At 65.0% G+C, this 24,267-nt stretch carries 21 protein-coding genes; 11 read left to right on the top strand and 10 right to left on the bottom strand.

Features of this window, described 5'->3' with window-relative positions:
- Positions 1-9: 9 nt before the first annotated feature.
- On the top strand, positions 10-921 hold the full coding sequence (locus I3J27_RS29515) for a flagellin (protein ID WP_270162390.1): 912 nt from the start codon (positions 10-12) through the stop codon (positions 919-921).
- Between the two features lie 167 nt (positions 922-1,088).
- On the opposite strand, the gene I3J27_RS29510 is transcribed toward I3J27_RS29515, so the two are convergent.
- The 5 genes from I3J27_RS29510 to I3J27_RS29490 form a co-directional block, all read right to left on the bottom strand.
- Complete coding sequence (locus I3J27_RS29510; RefSeq protein WP_270162389.1) at positions 1,089-2,663, bottom strand: AMP-binding protein; 1,575 nt, start codon at positions 2,661-2,663, stop codon at positions 1,089-1,091.
- Between the two features lie 33 nt (positions 2,664-2,696).
- Positions 2,697-3,332, bottom strand: coding sequence for a uracil phosphoribosyltransferase (gene upp, locus I3J27_RS29505; RefSeq protein WP_270162388.1), 636 nt, complete (start codon positions 3,330-3,332; stop codon positions 2,697-2,699).
- 145 nt (positions 3,333-3,477) lie between these two features.
- Positions 3,478-3,606: a hypothetical protein gene (locus I3J27_RS29500; RefSeq protein WP_270162387.1), complete on the bottom strand. Its 129-nt coding sequence runs from the start codon at positions 3,604-3,606 to the stop codon at positions 3,478-3,480.
- Positions 3,607-3,704: 98 nt separating this feature from the next.
- On the bottom strand, positions 3,705-3,890 hold the full coding sequence (locus I3J27_RS29495) for a hypothetical protein (protein ID WP_270162386.1): 186 nt from the start codon (positions 3,888-3,890) through the stop codon (positions 3,705-3,707).
- A 28-nt stretch (positions 3,891-3,918) separates the two neighbouring features.
- Positions 3,919-4,386, bottom strand: coding sequence for a hypothetical protein (locus I3J27_RS29490; RefSeq protein ID WP_270162385.1), 468 nt, complete (start codon positions 4,384-4,386; stop codon positions 3,919-3,921).
- A 251-nt stretch (positions 4,387-4,637) separates the two neighbouring features.
- On the opposite strand from I3J27_RS29490, the gene I3J27_RS29485 reads away from it, so the two are divergent.
- From I3J27_RS29485 to I3J27_RS29450, 8 genes are all read left to right on the top strand, one after another.
- A complete protein-coding gene (locus I3J27_RS29485) occupies positions 4,638-4,805 on the top strand; it encodes a hypothetical protein (RefSeq protein WP_270162384.1) in 168 nt (55 codons plus the stop codon).
- Between the two features lie 11 nt (positions 4,806-4,816).
- Positions 4,817-4,906 (top strand): K(+)-transporting ATPase subunit F, encoded by a 90-nt coding sequence (locus tag I3J27_RS29480; protein WP_035698142.1) that lies wholly within the window; start codon positions 4,817-4,819, stop codon positions 4,904-4,906.
- Positions 4,907-4,910: 4 nt separating this feature from the next.
- A complete protein-coding gene (locus tag I3J27_RS29475) occupies positions 4,911-5,039 on the top strand; it encodes a hypothetical protein (RefSeq protein ID WP_270162383.1) in 129 nt (42 codons plus the stop codon).
- Entirely contained in the window at positions 5,036-6,739 is a 1,704-nt protein-coding gene (gene kdpA, locus I3J27_RS29470; protein ID WP_270162382.1) for a potassium-transporting ATPase subunit KdpA, read from the top strand. The genes I3J27_RS29475 and kdpA overlap by 4 nt, the downstream gene beginning before the upstream one ends.
- A 17-nt stretch (positions 6,740-6,756) precedes the next feature.
- Complete coding sequence (kdpB, locus tag I3J27_RS29465; RefSeq protein WP_270162381.1) at positions 6,757-8,871, top strand: potassium-transporting ATPase subunit KdpB; 2,115 nt, start codon at positions 6,757-6,759, stop codon at positions 8,869-8,871.
- A gap of 111 nt (positions 8,872-8,982) precedes the next feature.
- Complete coding sequence (locus I3J27_RS29460) at positions 8,983-9,588, top strand: K(+)-transporting ATPase subunit C (RefSeq protein ID WP_270162380.1); 606 nt, start codon at positions 8,983-8,985, stop codon at positions 9,586-9,588.
- A 40-nt stretch (positions 9,589-9,628) separates the two neighbouring features.
- On the top strand, positions 9,629-12,352 hold the full coding sequence (locus tag I3J27_RS29455) for a DUF4118 domain-containing protein (RefSeq protein ID WP_270162379.1): 2,724 nt from the start codon (positions 9,629-9,631) through the stop codon (positions 12,350-12,352).
- Complete coding sequence (locus tag I3J27_RS29450) at positions 12,349-13,038, top strand: response regulator (protein ID WP_270162378.1); 690 nt, start codon at positions 12,349-12,351, stop codon at positions 13,036-13,038. Before I3J27_RS29455 ends, I3J27_RS29450 begins: the two co-directional genes overlap by 4 nt.
- Before the next feature lie 125 nt (positions 13,039-13,163).
- Here the strand turns inward: I3J27_RS29450 and ku are convergent, their stop codons facing one another.
- On the bottom strand, positions 13,164-14,048 hold the full coding sequence (ku, locus tag I3J27_RS29445) for a non-homologous end joining protein Ku (RefSeq protein ID WP_270162377.1): 885 nt from the start codon (positions 14,046-14,048) through the stop codon (positions 13,164-13,166).
- Between the two features lie 119 nt (positions 14,049-14,167).
- On the opposite strand from ku, the gene ligD reads away from it, so the two are divergent.
- Entirely contained in the window at positions 14,168-16,828 is a 2,661-nt protein-coding gene (ligD, locus tag I3J27_RS29440) for a DNA ligase D (protein WP_270162376.1), read from the top strand.
- Between the two features lie 153 nt (positions 16,829-16,981).
- Here the strand turns inward: ligD and I3J27_RS29435 are convergent, their stop codons facing one another.
- The gene (locus I3J27_RS29435) at positions 16,982-17,146 is read right to left on the bottom strand and encodes a DUF3309 family protein (RefSeq protein WP_007595743.1); all 165 of its coding nucleotides are present in this window, start codon (positions 17,144-17,146) and stop codon (positions 16,982-16,984) included.
- Between the two features lie 181 nt (positions 17,147-17,327).
- Here I3J27_RS29435 and I3J27_RS29430 point away from each other — a divergent pair, with 181 nt between their 5' ends.
- A complete protein-coding gene (locus I3J27_RS29430) occupies positions 17,328-17,645 on the top strand; it encodes a polyhydroxyalkanoic acid system family protein (RefSeq protein WP_270162375.1) in 318 nt (105 codons plus the stop codon).
- A gap of 3 nt (positions 17,646-17,648) precedes the next feature.
- On the opposite strand, the gene treY is transcribed toward I3J27_RS29430, so the two are convergent.
- Genes treY through glgX form a run of 3 tightly spaced genes read right to left on the bottom strand, consistent with a single transcriptional unit; the run spans position 17,649 to position 24,266 of the window.
- Entirely contained in the window at positions 17,649-20,435 is a 2,787-nt protein-coding gene (gene treY / locus I3J27_RS29425; protein ID WP_270162374.1) for a malto-oligosyltrehalose synthase, read from the bottom strand.
- Position 20,436: 1 nt separating this feature from the next.
- A complete protein-coding gene (gene treZ / locus I3J27_RS29420) occupies positions 20,437-22,191 on the bottom strand; it encodes a malto-oligosyltrehalose trehalohydrolase (protein ID WP_270162373.1) in 1,755 nt (584 codons plus the stop codon).
- Complete coding sequence (gene glgX / locus I3J27_RS29415; protein ID WP_270162372.1) at positions 22,188-24,266, bottom strand: glycogen debranching protein GlgX; 2,079 nt, start codon at positions 24,264-24,266, stop codon at positions 22,188-22,190. The genes treZ and glgX overlap by 4 nt, the downstream gene beginning before the upstream one ends.
- Between the last annotated feature and the right edge of the window lies 1 nt (position 24,267).

The raw sequence follows: 24,267 nt of genomic DNA, 5'->3' as shown, positions 1-24,267 counted from the left end.
AGCGGGCTCATGGCCGCGATGCGGGTCGCCACCTTCGCGCAGTCGAACAAGATGATCGCCGACGCGATGCGCGTCGAGACGGTCATGGCCAACAAGCAGATCCAGGAATCGTCGGGCGTGGTCTCGAGCGATTTCGGCGGCTACGGCTCGGATGCGCAACATCTCGTCAACCTTCAGGTCTCGGTGACGCGCGCGCAATCCTATGTCGACGCCGCGACGCTCGCCGACAGCAAGGTGCAGGTGATGTATTCGGCGATCGGATCGATGACCGACATCCTGACGCAGCTCCGCTCCCAGCTCAGCGCGGCCTCGACCGGCAGCTCGACCGAGACGAATTCGGTGATCACCACCGCCCAGCAGATGCTGGAGGAGATGGGGTCGCTGATGAACACGCAATATGACGGCCAGTATGTGTTCGCCGGGGGCAAGACCGACACCGCGCCGGTCGACCTCACCGGCTTCTCGTCCGGCAGCGGCTCCCTGACCGCGACTGACACCAGCTACTACAACGGTGACGACGAGATCGCCTCGGTACGGGTCGCCTCCGACGAGACGGTGTCGTACGGCGTCACCGCGGACAATTCGGCGTTCGAAGAGGTGATGCGGGTGCTCAAATTCGTGGCCAATAGCACCACGCTGTCGTCCTCGGACATCTCCAGCGCACTCGATCTCGCTGGCACGGCGCTGGACGACACTGCGGCGGTGCAGGCCAAGCTGTCGAACGCCGCGTCCTCGATCGAGACGGCGAGCGCGCGCCAGACCGACTACAAGAGCTATGCTGAGACGCTGTCGAACGACCTCACCGGCGTCGACGTCGCCGCCGTCACGGCGCAGCTCTCGACTTACCAGGCACAGCTCACGGCGTCCTATTCGGCGCTCGCCAAGATCCTGAGCATCAATCTCGCAAGTTACCTGAAATAGGCTCAACACTCTCGGTGTCATTCCCCGCGAAGGCGGGTAATCCAATAAGCCGCAGCCTCGCGGCTCTATCACCGCTGTCTCGGGAATACTGGATGCCCCGCCCCCGTGCGCAATTGCGGACCAGGCGGTGCATGACAGCGCGTTGTGTGGATGCGCCTCGCCGGTCGCTATTCGGCAGCGATCCGCTCCATCGCCATGGCGCGCAGCCGGGCGCGCTGGATCTTCACGCCATTGGCGCTGTCGGTGACCGGGAAGGCGTCCACGAGGTAGATCCGTGCCGGCACCTTGTAGCCGGCGAGCCGATCGCGCAGACGCGCAGTCAGCTGCTCGTGTTGTGGCGGCTCGCTTGTCGGAATCACGAAGGCGATGCAGCGCGCGGACCCCTTCAGATCGACGGCGACGACCTGGGCATCGGCCACCCCGGTGCAGGCTTTGAGCTCGTCCTCGATCTCGCCGGGCGCGACCAGGAAGCCGCCGAGCCGCATCGCATCGCCGGCGCGGGTCTCGTAGACGAAGGCGCCGTCGCCCCGCAGCCGGCCGATGTCGCCGGTGCGAAAGAAGCCGTCGGCAGTGATCGCCTCGCGCGTCGCCCCGGGATTGTTGAAGTAGCCGAGGAAGCGCGACGGCGCGCTGATCTCGATCTCGCCGGAGACACCTTGGGCCGCAAGCTCGCCGGTCTCGATATTGCGCACGCGCACCAGTGCTTCCGGGGACATCGGCCAGCCGCCGCCCTCGATGCGATCGGCGAAGGCGTCGCTGGCGCGGGCGATCGAGAACAGCGCCTGCACCTCGCTCGAACCGTAGAGGCCGAACAGCGGCAGGCCGCGTGCCTCGGCCTCCGCGGCAAGCTCGCGCCAGCCGGGCTGGAACGCGGCGAAGCCGCAGATCTCGAGATGCGGGAACGGCCGTGGTGCATCAGTGAGGGCGAGGATGCGGCGGAACATCTCGTCCGAGCCGAAGGAGTGCGTGATCTTGTGCTTACCGAGAATCTCCAGCGCCGGTGCCGCCTCGAAGGCGTCGAGCATATGGATGGTCGCGCCCGCGGCGACGAAGCCGAGCAGGCTAGTCATGCCGAAAGTGCCGCAGAATGGCAGCATGGCCAGTAGCGAGTGACGCTGCGGCGAGAGGTTTAGCGCTCTGGCGACGGAGACGGCGTGCGTGGCCAACGTCCGCTGCGAATGCACGACGAGCTTTGGTCCCTTGGTCGTGCCCGATGTCGTGTAGAGCAGCACCGGCAGATCGACATCGCCCTGTGCCGGCGGCGCCGGTGGGTAAGGCTTGTCGAAGGCATCGAACCGCACACAGGGCCATTGGCCCGGAATCTCATCCGTGCCGACCACCGCGAGCCTTTGCAGGGCAGGCACTTCGTTCCTGGCGACGTCGGCGAGGATGGCGGCAAAGTCGATCGCGCGGAACGCGGCCTCGACCACCATCAGCTTCGCGCCGGACAGCTTGAGCAGGTGCGCGACCTCCGCGCTGCGGTAGCGCGTGTTGACGGCAGCGACCACGGCGCCAAGGCGGGCGGCGGCGAACAGCAGCGCGAGCCATTCGACCCGGTTGACCAGCCAGACCGCGACGACATCACCCTTGCCGATGCCTTGCGCGGCGAGCCATGCGGCCGTCCGCTCGACCTGTGCAGAGAACTCCGCGCGCGAGACTGGCGTGCCGTCGAATACGAAGGCGGGATCGGCGGCAGGCTCGACGTCAATCAGAGATTGCAGCGAAAATTGGTTGGCACTCATGGCAACCGGAGTAACCCGATCGCGCAAATCTGTCTACTTGGTGCCGAACATCCGGTCGCCGGCATCGCCGAGGCCCGGCACGATGTAGCCGTGGTCGTTGAGCCGCTCGTCGATCGCGGCGGTCCAGACCGGCACGTCCGGATGCTCGCTCTGGAATTGCGCGATGCCTTCGGGGGCGGCCAGCAGGCAGACGAAGCGGATGTCGCGGGCGCCGCGCGCCTTGAGCAGGGATGCGCCCGCGCAGGCCGAATTGCCGGTCGCCAGCATCGGATCCATCAGGATCACGGTGCGGTCGGACAGGTCCTGCGGCGCCTTGAAGTAATATTCCACGGCCTGCAACGTCTCGGGGTCGCGGTAGAGTCCGATATGGGCGATGCGTGCGGAAGGCATCAGCGCCTGCATGCCGTCGAGGAAGCCGACGCCGGCGCGCAGGATCGGCGCCAGCGTGAGCTTCTTGCCGGCGATCTTCGGCGCCTGCATCGGCGCGATCGGCGTCTCGATCCCGACCAGCTCCAGCGGCAGGTCGCGCGTCACCTCGTAGCCGAGCAGCATCCCGATCTCGTTCAGGATTTCGCGAAAGCTCTTGGTCGAGCGGTCCTTCTCCCGCATCAGCGAGAGCTTGTGCTGGACCAGGGGATGGGCGACGACGTTGACGGTGCTGGTGCTCATGAAACCGATCTACACGGTTCCATGAATTTGCGCCAGATCGACCGGGTTTTTTCCGCCGGATATGCGCCTCAACCGGGAGGCGCGACCGGGCTGCTCGCCTCGTAGGCAGCCATGGTCAACTCGCGGTCGATCGCGGGGCCTAGCCCTAGACGCCGAGACCGCGCGCGAGGAGCGTGATCACGAGCGTCAGGATGCCGCCCCAGATCAGGCTCAAGGTCATCGTCAGGATGGTCACGGTGACCGCCTGCTCCAGATTTCCCTTGAACGGCTGCATGCTAGCCGTCCGCGGCCGGGCGCGCGGTGACGCGCATGCCGAGCAGAAGTGCGCCCTTCAATGCGACCAGGATGATGATCTTGAGCTCGATCATGTCGTTACCTCGCGAAACACAGAATTGCAGTCCTCAGCGCAATCAGTGCGGTGAGCACGCTGCCCATCGAGAGCAAGGCCAGCCCATGCAGGGCGATGCGCCTGAGCCGGGCCTTGCGCAGCTTCGATATCCGGAGCCGCCGTGCCGGCCACTGAAGGGGCCGCTCAAGACGTTGAGTCAGCGTCGACATTGTCTGGTGTCCTTCTGTCCTGGTCGGTCTAGCCGAAATTGTCGCAGGCGATCGGCTCGTAAAGCGGATCGAGCGCCGGGCGGACGGTGGGAACGCTTGGCCGCGAGACCTCCATGGCCAACGCCTGCACCTCGATGAAGGCCGACAGCAGAGCGAGTGCGAGGTCGGCATGCCGAGCCTCGACAGCGGCGTCCAGCCACTCCGGCAATTCCCGCGCGCGCGAGAGCGCGCAATGCCACTCGCCCTCGTCATAGGCGATGCGGCGGACCTGCCACATCGGCAGCTCGAGCTCCATCAGCGCCAGCGCGGCATCGGCCCAGGCCTCGACGTCGACCAGGCGCATGACGCGTGCCGTACGCTCACTCTGTCCGAGCGAAGGGAAGCGCCGGCAGGCGTGATCGATGATGTCGAGCATCAACGGCCGCGTCGTTGTCGGTGCCGCGCGAAGCCGCTGGTTGAGGGAGGGTGGATCGAGGCGTCGGAGAGCAGCGGTCATGTCAGGCCTCCTGGATTTGGCGTCGGTCAGTCGGCCGGCCTCTCCAAGATGGCCAAAAGGGCATTTGAAAACGAGATGGAGACGGGGTGCGAGATATAGGGATCTCATAAGTGTGGGGCTTTCGCCCGCGGAGCGAGCCCTCGGCCTTTATGAGATTCCTATAACGTCGCCATAGCCCTCATCTCGAAAACCTATGGCTGTGGTGGCACTTCAGCGCGGTCAAAAGTCCGGGCTGGTGCCGTGGAAATGCGTTGCGCTTCCCTGTTTCACCTTATCCGCCGGGACTCCGGGAAACGGTTGCGCCGGACACTAGGGCTGCAACGAGGAGTATCACCATGATGGACATTCTGATGCTGGCGCTGGTTGCCGCGTTCTTCGCGCTGGCGATCGGCTACACCTACGCCTGCGAACGGCTGTGACGGAGCGGACCATGATCTTCGATTATGCGCTCGCCGGTGCCGTCTCGTTTGGCCTCCTGATCTATCTCACCTACGCGCTGCTGCGGCCCGAGCGGTTCTGATCCCGTGCTGCTGCTTCTCGAATTGCTGCTGGCGGACGTCGTGCTCGTCGCCGGCCTGCTGACGGTGCTCCTGCTGCTCCTGCGGGCAAAAAATCTGAAGGATTGCACCATGCCTGAAGGGTTGATTCCATGACCATGATCGGTTGGCTCCAGATCATTCTCTTTTGCGTCATTATCGTCGCGTTCGCAAAGCCGCTCGGCTGGTACATGACGCGCGTATTCAACGGCGAGCGGACCTTCCTGTCGCCGGTGCTGCGGCCGATCGAGGCCGGCATTTACTGGTTCTCCGGCGTCGACGAGAAGCGCGAGCAGCATTGGCTGACCTATACGGTCGCGATGCTGCTGTTCCATGTCGGCGGCTTCCTCGTCATCTACGGCGTGATGCGGCTTCAGGCGATATTGCCGTTCAACCCGGCCGGGCAATCGGCGGTCGCGGAGGACCTCTCCTTCAACACGGCGATCTCCTTCATCACCAACACCAACTGGCAGAACTACGGCGGCGAAAGCACGCTGTCCTATCTCGTGCAGATGCTCGGCCTGACGCACCAGAACTTCCTGTCGGCGGCAACCGGCATTGCGCTGGCGGTGGCCCTGATCCGCGGCTTCTCGCGCGCCTCGATGCGCACGGTCGGCAATTTCTGGGTCGACGTCACCCGCTGTACGCTCTACGTGCTGCTGCCGATCTGTGTCGTGTACTGTCTGTTCCTGGTGTCGCAAGGCATGCCGCAGACGCTCGGCGACTATGTTGAAGCGACGACCCTCGAAGGCGCCAAGCAGACCATCGCGGTCGGCCCGGTCGCCTCACAGGTCGCGATCAAGATGCTCGGCACCAATGGCGGCGGTTTCTTCAATGCCAACGCCGCGCACCCCTTCGAGAACCCGACGGCGCTGTCGAACTTCGTGCAGATGCTGTCGATCTTCACGCTCGGCGCCGCGCTGACCAACGTGTTCGGCCGCATGGTCGGCAACCAGCGCCAGGGCTGGGCGATCCTCGCCGTGATGGGCGTGCTGTTCGTCGCCGGCGTCGCCATCACCTATTGGGCGGAAGCCAATGGCACCGCGACGCTCCAGGCGCTCGGCCTGACCGGCGGTAACATGGAGGGCAAGGAAGTCCGCTTCGGCATCGTGGCCTCATCGCTGTTCGCCGTCGTCACCACCGCCGCTTCGTGCGGCGCGGTCAACGCGATGCATGACAGCTTCACCGCGCTCGGAGGCATGATCCCGCTGATCAACATCGAGCTCGGCGAGATCATCGTCGGCGGCGTCGGCGCCGGCATGTACGGCATGCTGCTGTTCGTCATTCTCGCGATCTTCGTTGCGGGGCTCATGGTCGGCCGCACGCCTGAATATGTCGGCAAGAAGATCGAGGCGCGCGAGGTCAAGATGGCGATGCTGGCCATCCTGGTGCTGCCGCTGATGATCCTCGGCTGGACCGCGGTCGGCGTGGTCTACCCGGCGGCGGTCGCCTCGATGGCGAATGCCGGTCCGCACGGCTTCACCGAGGTGCTCTACGCCTTCACCTCCGCGACTGGCAACAACGGCTCGGCGTTCGCGGGCCTCACCGGCAATACCTTGTTCTACAACCTCACGCTCGCGAGCGCGATGTTCGTCGGCCGCTTCTTCATGATCGTTCCGGCGATGGCGATCGCGGGCTCGCTCGCCGCCAAGAAATCGATCCCGCCGTCGGCGGGCACGTTCCCGACCACGGGCGGGTTGTTCGTCGGCCTCGTCGTCGGCGTGATCCTGATCATCGGCGGCCTCACCTTCTTCCCGGCACTCGCACTCGGACCCATCGTCGAGCACCTCGCGATGAACGCCGGCAACCTGTTCTGATTGTTGGAGTGACCTTCATGGATACGATGAAACTGCAAAAGCGTGCGCCGATGTCGGCCATGCTCGATCCGAAGATCGTGGTGCCGGCAATCCGCGCCTCCTTCGCCAAGCTCGATCCGCGGCTGATGGTGAAGAATCCCGTGATGTTCGTCGTCGAGATCGTGGCCGCGCTCACCACCGTGATTTTTCTGCGCGATGTTGTCACGGGCGGTGCCGGCCTCGGCTTCACCTTCCAGATCATTCTCTGGCTCTGGTTCACGGTGCTGTTCGCCAATTTCGCCGAAGCGGTCGCCGAAGGCCGTGGCAAGGCGCAGGCCGACTCGCTGCGCAAGACCCGCACCGAGAGCCAGGCCAAGCTGCTGACCGGGGCCGGCCGGGCCTTCACGCTGGTGCCGGGTACCAGCCTGAAGGTCGGCGACATCGTGCTGGTCGAGGCGGGCGACACCATCCCCTCCGATGGCGAGGTGATCGAGGGCGTGGCCTCCGTCAACGAGGCGGCCATCACCGGCGAGTCCGCGCCCGTGATCCGCGAATCCGGCGGCGACCGTTCGGCTGTGACCGGCGGCACGCAGGTGCTGTCCGACTGGATCCGCGTCCGCATCACGGCAGCCCAGGGCTCGACCTTCATCGACCGCATGATCAAGCTGGTCGAGGGCGCCGAGCGCACGAAGACACCGAACGAGATCGCGCTCAACATCCTCTTGGCCGGCCTCACCATCATCTTCGTGTTCGCCACCGTCACCATTCCGAGCTATGCGGCCTATGCTGGCGGCTCGATCTCGGTGATCGTGCTGGTGGCGCTGTTCGTGACGCTGATCCCGACCACGATCGGCGCGCTGCTGTCGGCGATCGGCATCGCCGGCATGGACCGCCTCGTCCGCTTCAACGTGCTGGCGATGTCGGGCCGCGCGGTCGAAGCCGCCGGCGATGTCGATACGCTGCTGCTCGACAAGACCGGCACCATCACGCTCGGCAACCGGCAGGCAACCGCGTTCCGTCCCGTGCGCGGCGTGACCGAGCAGGAGCTGGCGGACGCCGCCCAGCTCGCCTCGCTCGCCGACGAGACTCCGGAAGGCCGCTCCATCGTCGTGCTGGCGAAGGAGAAGTATGGCATCCGTGGCCGCGACATGGCCGAACTTGGCGCCACCTTCATCCCGTTCACGGCGCAGACCCGCATGAGCGGCGTCGATGCCGGCGGCTCGTCGGTGCGCAAGGGCGCGGTCGATGCCATGCTGAACTATGTCGGTGGCGGCGCGCCGCTGGCCGTGGCCTCCGGCAACACGGCCCGCGCCATCCAGCCGACCGCGCTGTCGGACGTTGGCCGGGAGATTCAGACCATTGCCGACGATATCTCGAAGGCCGGTGGTACGCCGCTTGCTGTTGCCAAGGATGGAAAACTGCTCGGCGTGATCCAGCTCAAGGACATCGTCAAGGGCGGCATCCGCGAGCGTTTCGCGGAGCTGCGTCGCATGGGTATCCGCACCGTCATGATCACCGGCGATAATCCGATGACGGCCGCGGCGATCGCGGCGGAAGCCGGCGTCGACGACTTTCTTGCGCAGGCAACGCCCGAGGACAAGCTCAAGCTGATCCGCGACGAGCAGGCCAAGGGCAAGCTGGTCGCCATGTGCGGCGACGGCACCAACGACGCGCCGGCGCTCGCGCAGGCCGACGTCGGTGTCGCCATGAACACCGGCACCCAGGCCGCCCGCGAGGCCGGCAACATGGTCGACCTCGATTCCAACCCGACCAAGCTGATCGAGGTGGTCGAGATCGGCAAGCAGCTGCTGATGACACGCGGTGCGCTGACGACATTCTCGATCGCCAACGACGTCGCCAAGTATTTTGCCATCATCCCGGCGATGTTTTTGGCGTTCTACCCCCAACTCAACGTGCTCAACGTCATGAACCTGTCGAGCCCGCAGAGCGCCATCCTGTCGGCGATCATCTTCAACGCGCTGGTTATCATCGGGCTGATTCCGCTTGCATTGAAGGGCGTGGCCTATCGCGCGGTCGGTGCCGGCGCGTTGCTTCGTCGCAACCTCTTGGTCTACGGCCTCGGCGGCATCGTCATCCCCTTCATCGGCATCAAGGCGATCGACCTCGTCGTTGTTGCCCTGCATCTGGCTTAACGCCGTCGTTGCGAGCGAAGCGAAGCAATCCAGAAATGTTTCTACGGCTGACAGTCTGGATTGCTTCGTCGCTTCGCTCCTCGCAATGACAACAGACATAGGAGACCCATCATGCTCAGAGAAATCCGCCCCGCCATTGTCCTGTTGCTGGTGCTCACCGCCATCACGGGCCTCGCCTATCCGCTCGCGATGACCGCCATTGCCGGCGCGATCTTCCCCGAAAAGGCGCAAGGCAGCCTGATCGAGAAGGACGGCAAGGTGGTCGGGTCCGCCCTGATCGGGCAGGAGTTCAAGGACGACAAATATTTCCACGGCCGCCCCTCGGCGACGCTGGCGCCCGACCCGAACGATTCGACCAAGACGGTGTCGGCGCCCTACAACGCGGCCAACTCCGGCGGCTCCAATCTCGGCCCGACCAGCAAGGCGCTGGCCGATCGGCTGAAGGAGGATGTGGACAAGCTGAAGGCGGAGAACCCGAACGCTGCGGTGCCCGTGGATCTGGTGACGACCTCGGCGAGCGGCCTCGACCCCGACATCTCGCCGGAAGCGGCGCAATTCCAGGTGCCGCGCGTCGCCAAGGCGCGGAATATGCCGGAAGAGGCCGTGAAGCAGCTCGTGGCTTCCGCCACGCAGGGACGTCTGGGCGGCCTGCTTGGCGAACCCCGCGTTAACGTACTGGCACTGAACCTCGCGCTCGATCGCACGGCCGCGAAGTAGCGGTCTAGGCTCGCGGCGCCCCGTTGATTATATTGGCAACATGGTCCGAGAGCGCCGCGATCCCGAACAACGTCCGTCCCCCGAGGCGCTGCTGGAAGCGGCGCGGCGCGAGGAGGGGACCGGCGGCAAGCTGAAGATCTTCGTCGGCGCCGCTCCCGGCGTCGGCAAGACCTACGAGATGCTGCAAAGCGCCCACGCGAGGCGCAAGGCTGGCGTCGACGTCGTGGTCGGCTTCGTCGAGACCCATGGCCGCGCCGAGACCGAGGCGCTGGTGCGCGGGCTCGAAATGATCCCGCGCAAGAGGATCGATTACCGCGGCCAGATCGTCGAGGAGATGGACCTCGATGCCGTGATCGCGCGGCGGCCGAAGATCGCTCTGGTCGACGAGCTCGCCCACACCAATGCGCCCCTTTGCCGCCATCCCAAGCGCTATCTCGACGTCGAGGAACTGCTCTCCCACGGCATCGACGTCTATACGGCCGTCAATATCCAGCACATCGAAAGCCTGAACGACGTCGTCGCCCAGATCACCCATGTGCGGGTGCGCGAGACCGTTCCGGATTCGGTGTTCGACCGTGCCGACGCGATCGAGCTGATTGATCTCACGCCCGACGATCTGATCCAGCGGCTGAAGGAGGGCAAGGTCTACGTCCCCAGGCAGGCCGAGCGAGCGCTGGAGCATTATTTCTCGCCGGGCAATCTGACCGCGCTGCGCGAGCTGGCGCTGCGGCGTACGGCCGAGCGGGTCGACGAGCAGCTGCTCAATCACATGCAGGCCAATGCCATCGCCGGTCCCTGGGCCGCCGGCGAGCGCATCCTCGTCTGTGTCAGCGAGGATCCGCGCGCGGCCGGCCTCGTGCGCTACACCAAGCGGCTGGCCGACCGGCTGCATGCGCCGTTCACCGCGGTGTCGATCGAGACGCGGCGGTCGCTGCAATTGTCCGATGAGGAGCGTGACCGGCTGGCCGATACGCTGCGGCTCGCCGAATCCCTCGGCGGCGAGGCGCTGACGATTCCCGCCGTCGGCCGCCGCATCGCCGACGACGTCGTCAATTTTGCGCAAGGCGCCAACGTCACCCAGATCGTGATCGGGAAGTCGACGCGCTCGCGCTGGTTCGAGATGACGCGTGGCTCGGTCGTGCACGATCTGGTGCGCCGTGCCGGCAACATCACGGTTCATGTCATCGCCGGTGACGAGCTGCCGGGCGAGGCGGCGCCCAAGACCGCGGTGCAGACCGCTGCGCGGTCGGAACCGTTCAATCCGCTGCCATATCTGAAGGCCCTCGGCGTCGTGTTGATCGGCCTCGGCGCCGCAGAGCTGATTCAGCCGCGGTTCGGCATCGAGAACGTCGACCTCGTGCTGCTGACGGCGGTGGTGGCAGTTGCGGTCCGTTATGGCCTGTGGCCGTCGCTGCTTGCGACGGTCGCGGCCTCGCTCTCCTATAATTTCTTCTTCCTGCCGCCGATCTACACGTTCACGATCACCGATCCGACCAACGTCGCGGCCTTCGTCCTGTTCATGGTGGTGGCGATGATCGTCTCCAATGTCGCGGCGCGCGTGCGCACCCAGGCCGATGCCGCCATCGGCCGGATCAGGATGACCGAGCAGCTCCATGCCTTCAGCCGCAAGCTCGCCGGCACCGCCACGCTCGACGACGTATTGTGGGCGACGGCCTATCAGATCGCGTTGATGCTGAAAGTCCGGGTGGTGCTGCTGTTGCCGGAAGAAGGCCTGCTCACGGTCAAATCCGGCTATCCGCCCGAGGACGAGCTCGATCAGGCCGACCTCGCCGCCGCCAACTGGGCCTGGAGCAACGATCGTCCGGCCGGGCGCGGCTCGGATACGCTGCCGGGCGCAAAACGGCTGTTCCTGCCGATGCGCACCGGGCGCGGCCCGATCGGCGTCATCGGCATCGACAATGATCGCACCGGCCCGTTGCTGACCCCGGACCAGCGCCGGCTGCTCGACGCGCTGGTCGACCAGGGTGCGCTGGCGATCGAACGCGTGCTGCTCGTCGAGGACATGGATCGCGTCAAGCGGACCGTCGAATCCGAGCGGCTGCGCGCCGCGCTCCTGACCTCGATCTCGCATGACTTGAAGACGCCGCTCGCGTCCGTGCTGGGTGCGGCCTCCACCATGCGTGATCTCGCCGGCGCGCTCTCCGACACCGAGAAGCGCGATCTGCTCGCTACCGTGATCGACGAGTCCGAGCGGCTCAACCGTTTCATCGCCAATCTGCTCGACATGACCAAGCTCGAATCCGGCGCCATCGTGCCCAACACGGCGCTGCACGATCTCGGCGAGATCGTCGGCAGCGCGCTTCGGCGTGCGAGCAAGATCCTGACCTCGCACAAGGTCGAACTAGTGCTGGCTGCCGACCTGCCGATGCTTCAGCTCGATGCGGTGCTGTTCGAGCAGGTGCTGTTCAATCTGCTCGACAATGCTGCCAAATACTCACCGCTGGAGACCACGATCTCGATCCGGGGCCAGCGCGAAAATCATCAGGTTGTGCTCGAGGTTGCCGACGAAGGCGGCGGGATTCCACCCGACGAGCTCGAGAGCGTGTTCGACAAGTTCTATCGCGTGCAGAAGGGCGACCATGTCCGTCCCGGCACCGGGCTCGGCCTTGCCATCTCGCGCGGCTTCGTCGAGGCGATGCGGGGCACGATCTCGGCCGCCAACCGCAGCGACCGGAGCGGGGCTGTCCTCACCATCCGATTGCCTGTTCCGGCACAGACCCAAGCACTGGATACAGCCGCATGAGTGCCGCCCCGATCAAGGTCCTGGTCATCGATGACGAGCCGCCGATCCGAAAATTGCTGCGGATGGGGCTTTCAACGCAGGGCTACGAGATTCTTGAAGCGTCGAACGGCAAGACCGCGCTGGAGAAGCTCACCGAGGGACCCGCGTTGATCATTCTCGATCTCGGCCTGCCCGACATCCAGGGCCACGAGCTTCTGCGCACCATCCGCGCCCGCAACGAAGCCGTGCCGATCGTGGTGCTGTCGAGCCGCGGCGACGAGGCCGGCAAGGTGCAGGCGCTCGATCTCGGCGCCGACGATTACCTGACGAAGCCGTTCGGCATGGACGAACTTCTGGCCCGCCTGCGCGCCGCGCTACGCCATCAGCTTCAAGTGCAGGGCGAACGCCCGATATTCCGCACCGGCGATCTCTCGGTCGATCTCGTCCGCCGTATCGTCAAGCTCGGCGAGCGCGAGGTGAAGCTGTCGCCGAAGGAATACGATCTCTTGCGCGTGCTGGTGCAGCACGCCGGCAAGGTGCTGACCCATCGTTTCCTGCTGAAAGAGCTCTGGGACGAGCTCACCGACGCGCAATATCTTCGCGTCTATGTCCGCCAGCTCCGCCAGAAGATCGAGGCCGATCCGGAACGGCCGCAATACGTGCTGACGGAGACGGGGATCGGGTACCGGTTGAAGGCAGGGGATTGATTTCCACAGACCCGTAGGGTGGGCAAAGGCGCAAAGCGCCGTGCCCACCATTCTCTCGATTTCGATAAAGGTGGTGGGCACGCTTCGCTTTGCCCACTCTACGATGTCGAGTACCAGGCGAGCAGTTACCCCGCCTTCCTGTGCCGTGCCGTCGACCGGTGTGCCTTCTTCGCAGCCTGCCGCCGCCCGGTCGCACGCCGCGCATGCGACTTCGCCGCCGTCTTCTTCGCGCCGCGTCCCTTCAGGCTCTGCTTCAGCGCGTCCATCAGGCTGACGACGTTGCTCGGACGCTCCTCCGGCTCGGGAAGTTCAATCTTCTTGCCGCTTGCCTTGCGCTTAACCAGCGCCTTCAGCGCATTCTCATACTCGTCCTTGAACTTGCCGGGATCGAAATGCGCCGCCTTGGTGTGGAGGATGTGGCCGGCCAGCTCGACCATATCCTTGCTGATCTTCGGGCTCTTGATGTCGTCGAAGAACTGGTCCTCCTCGCGCAGCTCGTAGGGGAAGCGCAGCGTGGTGCCGAGCAGGCCCTTGCCGAGCGGTTCGATCGCAATGATGTGCTCGCGATTGGTGAGCACGATCTTTGCCAGCGCCACGCGATCCTGATCCTTCATGGCGTCGCGGATCACGGCAAAGGCGTCAATGGCGGCTTTTCCGTCCGGCGCGATGTAATAGGGGTGGTTGAGATAGCGCTGATCGATCTCCTCGCTCGGCACGAAGCTCTCGATGTCGATGGTGTGATTGCTCTCGATCTGGACGGCCTCGAGCTCTTCCGGCTCGATCTCGACATATTTGCCCTTGCGCAGCTCGTAGCCGCGCCCCTTCTGGTCGCTCTCGACGACGTCGCCGGTCTCGGAGTCCACCATCTGCTGCTTGAGCCGGTTGCCGGTCTCGCGGTTGATCATGTGAAACCGCGTCTTCTCGGCGGCGGTGGTCGCGGGATAAAGTACGACCGGGCAGCTGACCAGCGACAGTTTCAACGTTCCCTTCCAATAGGCGCGCGGGGCCATTCCATTCTCCAGCGTTTTCAGGGCATTTTGGAACCCCAACCCTCCCGCAGGGTTTTGGTTCCGGATGGGACTTTGGGCGTGTTAGGCTTGAATCCCCGAAAGAAAAAGCGGGACCGCTCGTGCTGCAGAAACTCTCCACCTACCGACGGAAGCGTGACTTCGAGAAGACACCCGAGCCATCGGGTAAGTCCGCCGTGGCGCCATCGAAGCAGCGGCGCTTCGTGATCCAGAAGCACGATGCGTCACGGCTGCACTACGATCTCCGGCTTGAGTTCGATGGCGTCTTCAAGTCCTGGGCCGTGACGAAGGGCCCCTCGCTCGATCCGCAAGACAAACGGCTGGCCGTCGAGGTGGAGGATCATCCGCTCGACTATGGCGATTTCGAAGGAACGATTCCGGAAGGGCAGTATGGCGGTGGCACCGTGATGCTGTGGGACCGCGGCACCTGGGAATCGGACGATCCGGAAGCCGGCTTCAAGAAGGGCGACCTGAAATTCACGCTGCATGGCGACAAGCTGCATGGCAGCTGGGTGCTGGTGCGGATGCGTAATCGTGGCGGCGAAAAACGCACCAACTGGCTCCTGATCAAGCATCGCGACGAATATGCCAGCGAGGGCGAGGATATTCTGGCGGAGGACAAGTCCGTCGCGTCCGGCCGTGCCATGGCGCAGATCGCGGATGGCAAGGGGCGCGCGCCAAAGCCGTTCATGCTGGCGAAAGGCGCGGGCAAGGCCGATGCGGTCTGGCAGTCCAATCGCGCGGAGGAGCCGAAAGGGCGCACCGTCAAGCCGGCGCCGCGCGTGGCGCTGAAGGCCGGAAGAACGGCGAAGAAGACGGCCACGACAGCAGCGAACGCCAAAAAGGTCGCCGAGATGCCGGACTTCGTGGCGCCACAACTCTGCACGCTGGTCGAGCGGCCGCCGGCCGGCGAGGGCTGGTGCCACGAGATCAAGTTCGATGGGTATCGCGTGCAGCTCCGGGTCGAGGACGGCGAGGTGGCGCTGAAGACGCGCAAGGGTCTCGACTGGACCGGCAAGTTTGGCTCCATTGCCAAGGAGGCAGCCGTGCTGCCGGACGTCATAATCGACGGCGAGATCGTCGCGCTCGACCATAACGGTGCGCCGAACTTCTCCTCGCTTCAGGCGGCGCTGTCGGACGGCAAGACCGAGGAGCTCATCTTCTTCGCCTTCGATCTCCTGTTCGCAGAAGGGCTGGACCATCGCCGCCTGCCGCTCGGCGAGCGCAAGCAGCGCCTCAAGGAATTGCTGGAAGCGCGCAAGAAGAAGGGCGGCCAGATCCGCTATGTCGAGCATTTCGAGAGCGGCGGCGATGCGGTGCTGCAATCGGCCTGCAAGCTCGAGCTCGAAGGCGTGGTGTCGAAGAAGCTCGATGCGCCGTACCGGTCGGGCCGCACCGAGAGCTGGACCAAGGCAAAATGCCGCGCAGGGCATGAGGTCGTGATCGGCGGCTGGAAGACGACGGCGGGGAAATTCCGCTCGCTGATGGCCGGCGTCTATCGCGGCGATCATCTCGCCTTCGTCGGCATGGTCGGCACCGGCTTTGGTGCTGACAAGGTCAAGCGCATCATGCCGCTGCTGAAGGAGGCGGCGTCGAGCGAAAGCCCGTTCGGCGGCAAGAATGTGCCGAAGAAGACGCGCGATGTGCACTGGGTCAAGCCTGAACTCGTCGCCGAGATCGAATTCGCAGGCTTCACCGCCGACGGCAATATCCGCCAGGCGGCCTTCAAGGGCCTGCGGCAGGACAAGCCGGCCGAGGAGGTCGAGGCGGAAACGCCCGCCGACACCGAGCTCGCAAAACCCTCGGCCAGGAAACGCGCCGCGCCGAAGACCGCCAAGCGGAAGGATACCGGCACGGCCGAGGTGATGGGCGTCGTCATCTCGAAGCCGGACAAGGAGCTATGGCCGGACGGCGGCGACGGCGAGGGCGTCACAAAGCTCGATCTCGCGCGCTTCTTCGAGGCGGTCGGCGGCTGGATGATCGTCCATCTGAAGGGGCGGCCCTGCTCGATCCTGCGTGCTCCCGACGGCATTGGCGGCGAAAAGTTCTTCCAGCGCCATGCCATGCAGGGCACATCGAGCCTGCTCGAACTCGCAAAGGTCTCCGGCGACCGCAAGCCGTATTTGCAGATCGATCGCGTCGAGGGGCTTGCCGCCGTCGCGCAGATCGGCGGCGTCGAGCTGCATCCCTGGAATTGTGCCCCGGATGCCTATGACACGCCGGGCCGGCTGGTGTTCGACCTCGATCCGGCGCCGGACGTCAAGTTCGCCGATGTCGTGGACGCGGCCAAGGAGATGCGGCAGCGCCTCACCGACGTCGGCATGGACAGCTTTTGCAAGACCACCGGCGGCAAGGGCCTGCATGTGGTTGTGCCGCTGCTCCATGGCGCGCGCGACAAGGTGAGCTGGAAGGAGGCCAAGGCGTTCGCGCAAGGCGTCTGCCAATGGATGGCCGATGACGATCCCGAGCGCTATCTGCTCAACATGTCGAAGAAGCTGCGCAACGGAAAGATCTTTCTCGACTATCTTCGCAACGACCGGATGTCGACGGCGGTGGCACCGCTGTCTCCGCGTGCGCGCGATGGCGCGACAGTGTCGATGCCTGTGACATGGGCACAGGTGAAGGGCGATCTCGATCCGAAGCGCTATACGGTGCGGACGGTGCCGGGCCTGCTGGCGCGATCGAAAGCGTGGGAGGGCTATGATGATGCGGCGTCGTCGATCAAGGCGGCGATGAAGAAGCTGGCGGGGAAGATGAAGTAGGTCTCTGCTACGGGCGCAACTTCCGTAGGGTGGGCAAAGCGAATTGTCCGCCGCAGCTCGAAGAGCGAAGGCGGAAGCGTGCCCACCATCTTCGTTCAGAGAGAAAAGGTGGGCACGGCGCCTTGCGCGTTTGCCCACCCTACGAGTTCGCGCCTAGATCCGTCCGAGCAACAGCAATATCAGCAGGATGACGATGACGAGCCCGAGGCCGCCGCCGCCGTAATAGCCGGTGCCGTAGAACGGTCCGCCGCCGATGCCGCTGAAGCCGCCCAGCAGGGCGATGACCAGAATGATCAAAATGATCGTACCGATAGACATGCGAATCTCCTCCAGCCCTTGGTTGCAAGGGTCGTTGCACCTGTCCCGTGGTGCGGAGGCAACTTGCCGCATGTTTTAAAGTTCCGGTTTTGAAACAGGGCGACAAGTCCCAACTTGCATGGAACCTTTGCCTATCCCGCCGGCATGATTATGTGAGGATCAACAGCACGGGCCGGGATCCATGTCAGCACCGCTTGTCGTTTCCATTCCGCATCGTCTCGGCCGCGAGGAGGCGGTCCGCCGGCTCAAGACCGGGCTTGGCCGCGCCGCAGCGAGCATTCCGGTGATGCAAGTGGAAGAGGAGCGCTGGAATGGCGACACTCTGGCCTTTCGCATCCGCGCACTCGGGCAGATCGCGACCGGACAGGTCGATGTCACCGACGATCACGTCGAGGTGCAGGTGGTGTTGCCGTGGCTGCTGCAGCGCTTTGCCGAGATGGCGCAGGCGACGATCAAGAGGCGCGGCCAGTTGCTGCTGACCAAGGACGGCGAAAAGTAGCTGTCAGGCGCGAGCGCGCTGCCGCGCAGGCCTGATGGCGTTGGCTGCGCGCGCCTCGATGACCGCAGCCGGAAAATCACGAAAGGCCTGCGCGAGCGCCAATTCGTTGCCCGCAAGGTCCGGTGCGGTGTGGCCGGCGATATCGACGGTCGCGTCAAAACCCTCGAGCACCGGCCATTCCCGGCCGGCTTGCGTAAAGGGCGCGAACTGGCGTCCGACCACGACGATCGCCGCCCTGCGGCCGTGACGGCGGGCAAAGGCGACGACATGATCGGCGTGTGCGCCGCGCACCTGAAGCGGCTGATAGTCGCCCTGCGCGAAGACGTCGTCGAGCTCGTTGCGCAACTTGAGCAGATGCCGCGTCCAGGCCAGCTTGAGCTGGCCGTCAGGCCAGGTCTTGATCAGGTGACGCCAATCCGGCGATTCCAGCGACGCCAGCACTGTGCTGCGCGCGGCAAAATCCACGGGGCGGCGATTGTCCGGATCGACCAGCGACAGGTCCCAATGTTCTGTGCCCTGGTAGAAGTCGGGCACGCCGGGCAGCGTCGCCTTGAGCGTGAGCTGGCTCAGCGAATTCAACGCACCGAGCAGCGCGACGCGGCGGGCGATGGTTTGCAGCGCCTCCAGGAATTCGCCGGATTGCGCGGGGTCGAGGATCTTCTCGATAAAACTTTTGACGCCGTTCTCATACGCCTCGTGCGGATTGAGCCAGCTCGTCTCCTCCTTGCCCTCACGCGCCGCCTTGAGCGCATAGGCCTGGATGCGCTCGACGAAGCCCGCATCGGCCGTGCCGTCGAGCGGCCAGGCGCCGAGCAGGGTCTGGTAGATCATGTATTCGAACGTCGCCGATGGCGCGCGCAGATTGCCGTTGAGCGCGAGGTGCGACGCGTTCAGCACCTTCCAGCGCGAAACCGTGCTGGTCCATTCGCCGGGAATCTCGCTGAGCGCTGCGATCCGCGCGCGGGCGTCCTCGCCGCGCTTGGTGTCGTGGGTGGCGGTCGCCGTCATCCCCAGCGGCCACTCCTTGGCGCGGGTCCTCATCGCTTCGTGAAAAGCCGCAATCGTGAGGCCATTGCTGGCGGGATCGCCGCCGACCTCGTTCAGGGCGAGCAGCCGGTGGAACTGGTAGAACGCGGTATCCTCCAGCGACTTCGCCATCACCGGGCCGGTGAATTGCTGCACCTTCAGCGCGAAGCGGCGCACGCGCGGGGCGCTGTGCGGGGGACGGCCGGGCTTGAGCAGGTCCATGGTCAGGGCATCGCGCAGGAAGTCGAAAATGCCTTCGTCCGCGGCGAACCATTCGGCGCGGGCGTGCGCGATGGTGTCGTCGATCAGCTTGCGGTCGAGTGCGGTCGGGCCGCTATGCGTCAGATAGGTGCGATAGACCGGGAAGTGCAGCACATAGAGCTCGAGCGCCTGCCGCAGGCTGTCGGCGGAGAAGTCGCGGGTCGAGTAATGGCCGTTGGCGATCCGCGCGAGCAGGCGCGTCAGCACGGTGAATTCGCTGGTGAGCAAGGTCTCCAGCACGCGCCGTTTGGCCTCCTTGACGTAAGGGGCAAGCCGGGGCGGCCGGTTGCTGATCTGCCGCCAGGTCTCGTTCAGCGCCTCCAGCCCCTTGGCGTCGACCAGAACTTGCGTGATGACGTTCATCCATTTATAGCCGGTAGTGCCCTGAACGCCGGCGAAGTGCGGCAGCCGCTCATGCTCGCACAGGATTTTTTCGATCACCGTGTAGAACGGCTTTGTGTTGCCTTGCGCGTCGCGCACCAGCCGGCGGAGCCGCTGGCAATATTGCGCGGGATCGCGCAGGCCATCGATGTGATCGAGGCGGATGCCTTGCAGCTTGCCGTCGACAACGAGCTGCTTCACCAGCCGGTGCGTCGCGGCGAACGTGCCGGGGTCTTCGACGCGCAGGCCCGCCAGCCCGTTGACGTCGAAGAAGCGGCGATAGTTGATGTCGCTGGAGGCGAGCCGCCAGTGCCCGAGCTTGTAGTGCTGGCGCTCCAGAAGATGATGCAAGGCCAGTATCTGCGCCGGGCGATCCTTGGCGGCGCGATAGGCGGCGAGGCCGCGATCGATGATGTCGGGAGCGCCTGCGATCTCCTTCAGCTCCGCCTTGAAGGCCGGCGCTTCCTTGCGGTTGGGACGGCGCAGCCCGGTGTAGCGCGCCGCGAGCGACAGCAGGCGCTCGCCGGCTTCCGTCTCGCTCGCGTCCGCTTCCTTCACGATCATGCGCAGCAGCTCGCCATAGCGCTCCGGCGCGATCGGCAGGCGATGCTCGAAATACCACGCTGAAAAGCTGCCCTCGTCGACATCGTAGCGCAGCGCGATGTCGCCGCGCTCCAGCGCCTCGCCGTAGGACGAGCCGAGGATCGGCAGCAGCACGCCGCCACGCGCGCGATAGGCCAATTGATCCCAGTCGATATCGAAGGATACCGCATGCGGCGAGGCCTGGCCCCATTCCAGCACGTCGAGCCACCAGGGATTGTCGGCAAAATGCACGCCGACATGGTTCGGCACGAAGTCGATGATGAGGCCGAGGCCGTGCCTGACCAGCGCCTCGCTCAGCCTTGCGAAGCCGGCCTCGCCGCCGAGCTCGGGATTGAACTGGCTGTGATCGACGGTGTCGTAGCCATGGGTCGAGCCCTTGCGGGCCTTCATCACCGGCGAGGCGTAGAGATGCGTGATCCCTAGCGCCTTCAGATAAGGCACCACCGCGGCGGCCTTGTCGAAGTCGAAATCCGCGGTGAGCTGAAGCCGATAGGTCGCAAGAGGAATGGCAGGAGGCATGTTAACCTCCGAGATGCCAGATCACCGACCACGGTGCGAGCCGGTCGCCGCTGGTCTCGCCCCAGATAGGCGTGCCCGTAGCGTCGCCGGGAGCTGCAATGTCCTCGTCGGAGAGATTGGCGGTCAGGCGCAGCGTCGCGCCGTGGCCCATGCGCCAATATGCGGTGAGCAGCCCGTTATCGGCCGCAATGGCGTCGCCGAACTTCGCGTGCTTCAATCGTGGCGCAATCTCTTTGCTGCGGAGCGTGAGCAGCTCCCGTACCAGTTCGAGCCGCGCATCCTGCTCCGGCGTGCGGCCGGTCCAGTCGAGCACGGCCGATTGCATCGTGGCCGGATCGAGCGGATCGGGCACCTCGTCGCCGTATGTCTCGTAGGCCCAGGCATATTCCTGCTTGCGGCCCTTGCGCACGGCATCGGCAAGGCCGCCCTGGAAATCACAGAAGAACGGGAATGGTGCCGTCGAGCCCCATTCCTCGCCCTGAAACAGCATCGGCACCATCGGCGCCAGCAGGGTGACGGCGAGTGCGGCCTCGATCTGCTTGCGCGATGCCAGGCTCTCGAGCCGGTCGCCGAGCGGGCGATTGCCGATCTGGTCGTGATTTTGCAGGAAGTTGACGAAGGTCGCAGGCGGCAGCTCGCCGCTCGGCTCGCCGCGCGGCTTCTTGCCCCAGAATTCCGAGACCTCGCCCTGATAGACGAAGCCTGAGGCGAGCGCACGCGCAAGGTCCATGCGCGGCGTCTGGTAGTCGGCGTAATAGCCGGCGAGCTCGCCGGTCAGCATCACGTGCCAGACGTGGTGATAGTCGTCGTTCCACTGTGCGCGATATTTGCCGTTCGGCGTCTCCTGCGCGGCATCGAGCAGGCTGGCGCGGTTGTCGCCGTTCTCCAGCACCAGATGGATGTGCCGGCCCGTGGCCTTGGCAAGCTCGCCGGCGGCGACACTGAGGTCCTGCAGCATCGATTGCTCGCCGGGGATCGCCATGATGTGGTTGGCTGCATCCAGCCTCAAACCGTCGAAGCGATAGTCGGTCAGCCATGACAGCGCGTTCTCGACCGCGAAGGCGCGGACCTGCGGCACGCGATAGTCGATCGCGCTCCCCCAAGGCGTGTGGGCGTCGGTGAAGAAGGTCGGCGCATAGCGGCCGAGGTAATTCCCCTCCGGGCCGAAATGATTGTAGACGACGTCGAGGAAGACCATCAGCCCGCGCAGATGCGCCTCGTCGATCAGCGTCTTCAGGTCTTCGGGCCGGCCATAGGCGCTGTCGGGCGCGTACCAGAGCACGCCGTCATAGCCCCAGCCGCGGCGGCCGGCGAAATCGGCCAGCGGCATCAATTCCAGCGCGGTGATGCCGGTGGCGGCGAGGTGATCGAGCTTGTCGATCATGGCGCGGTAGGTGCCCTCAGCGGTGAAGGTGCCGACATGGGTTTCGATCAGCACCGTCTCTTCCCAGGGACGACCGCGCCAGTCCCGCGCGCGCCACGCGAAGGCATCGTGATCGATCACCTCGCTCGGGCCGAACACGTCGTCGGGCTGGAAGGCCGAGGCCGGATCGGGCACGTCGATCGCGTCGTCAACCCTGAACTTGTAATTGCTGCCGACGGGCAGGGCGGCAATCTCGGCGACATACCAGCCATCCTGCCGGCGCTGCATTGCATGCCGTCTGTCGAGCAGGAGATCGACACGGCGCGCACCGGGCGCCCACAGCCGGAACGACACGCCGTCCTTGGTCGGCCTCGCCCCGAAGGATGGCCTCATAGCGCCCCCGCGAAGGCGAGCACGGAGCGCGGCGGCGCCTTGCTGTCGCTTCCGGGCAGGAAATCAACGCTGTTCAGCATGGCATCCGTCGTGTTCAGGATCTGCTGCCAGCTCTTGTATTCGGTCATTTTGGGCAATTTGAATGCGATCTCTTCGGGGGCGGCGTTCAGTACGATAAAGATCGCAGCGCGTCCCGGTTCCATGGGTCCCATCACATAGGAAAGGAACCGCCCTTCCGGGAAATTCCAGTCGCTCTCCGTCATCTCGTCGCCCGCGGGCGTCAGCCACAGCGCGCCGTAGGAGAGGCCGTCTTTGGGGCGGCCGTCGAGCCAGCGATGGCTGCGAAGCTGCGAGAACCGCCGGCGGATGTCGGCGAGACCGGCGACGAAATCGCTCATGTCGTCGCCCTCCTTGCCGAGATTGTCCCAGCCGACCCAGCCGACCTCGTTGTCCTGGCAATAGGCGTTGTTGTTGCCGGATTGCGAATTGCCGACCTCGTCGCCGGCGAGGATCAGCGGAATGCCCTGCGCGAGCATCAGGCAGGCCAGCACGTTCTTGCGAAGCTGCCGGCGCAGGCCGATGATTTGGGGATCGTCGGTCGGACCCTCGACACCGCAATTGTTGCTGTGGTTGTCGCTGGAGCCGTCGCGATTGTCCTCGCCATTGGCCTCGTTGTGCTTCTCGTTGTAGCTGAAGAGGTCGGCGAGCGTGAAGCCGTCATGCACGGTGATGTGGTTGATGCTGGCGCGCGGCCGCCGTCCGTCATGGTTGAACAGGTCGGAGGAGGCCGTCATGCGGCTGGAGATGTCGCCGATCAGGCTGCCTTCGCCGCTCCAGTAGCGGCGCATGGCGCTGCGATAGCGGTCGTTCCACTCCGACCATTGCGAGGGGAATGCGCCGACCTGATAGCCGCCGAGGCCGAGATCCCAGGGCTCGGCGACGAGCTTGACGCTCGCCAGCACCGGATCCTGCCGGATCGCGGTCAGGAACGAGATGCCGCGATCAAAGCCGTTCGGCCCGCGCGCCAGCGTGGTGGCGAGGTCGAAGCGGAAGCCGTCGACATGGCAGACCTCGACCCAGTAGCGCAAGGAATCCATCACCATCTGGAGGACGCGCGGATGGGTGAGGTTCACCGAGGAGCCGCAGCCGGTGAAGTCGTCGTAATAGCGCGGGTTCTCGCGGTTCAGCCAGTAATAGGAGGCGTTGTCGATGCCGCGGTAACACAGCGTCGGGCCGAGATGATTGCCCTCGGCGGTGTGGTTGTAGACGACGTCGAGCATCACCTCGATGCCGGCATCGTGTAGCCGCGCCACCGTGGTGCGGAAGGAATCGAGCGCATTGTCCTGGGCGTAGCGCTGCTCCGGCGCGAAGAAGGACAGCGTGTTGTAGCCCCAGTAATTGGCGAGCTTCTTCTCGACCAGGATGCGGTCGTCGACGAAGCTGTGGATCGGCAGCAGCTCCACGGTGGTGACGCCGAGCTTCCTCAGATGCTCGATGATCGCCGGCGACGACAGCCCGCCATAGGTGCCGCGCAGATTCGGCGGCACGTCGTCGCGCTTCTGGGTCAGGCCCTTGACGTGGGCTTCGTAGATGATGGTGTCTTCCCACGGGATGTTAGGCCGGATCTCGCGGCGGCCCCAGTTGAAGGTCTCGTCGACGACGACGGCCTTGGGCATGCCGCGCGCGTTGTCGCGCCGGTCGAACGACAGATCCTCGCGCGCGCTTCCGGTGCGATAGGCGAAATGCGCATCGCTCCAGACCAGCCGCCCGGCAAGCCGCTTGGCATAGGGGTCGAGCACCAGCTTGTTGGCGTTGAAGCGGTGGCCTTGCTCGGGCTCATAGGGGCCGTGCACGCGATAGCCGTAAAGCTGGCCCGGCGAGACGTCGTTGAGATAGCCGTGCCAGACGTCCTCGGTTCTTTCAGGCAGCTCGATGCGCTCGAGCTCGCGGCGTCCCTGCGTGTCGAACAGGCAGAGCTCGACCTTCTGCGCGTTGGCCGAGAACAACGCGAAATTGGTGCCGCGTCCGTCCCAGCTTGCACCGAGGCGTGCGGGCGATCCAACAGTGAGGCGCATC

This window comes from Bradyrhizobium xenonodulans (assembly GCF_027594865.1).
GTDB classification, from domain to species: Bacteria; Pseudomonadota; Alphaproteobacteria; order Rhizobiales; family Xanthobacteraceae; genus Bradyrhizobium; species Bradyrhizobium xenonodulans.
Note: the sequence above shows the minus strand (reverse complement) of the source record. Positions and strands in the feature narration are given on the sequence as shown.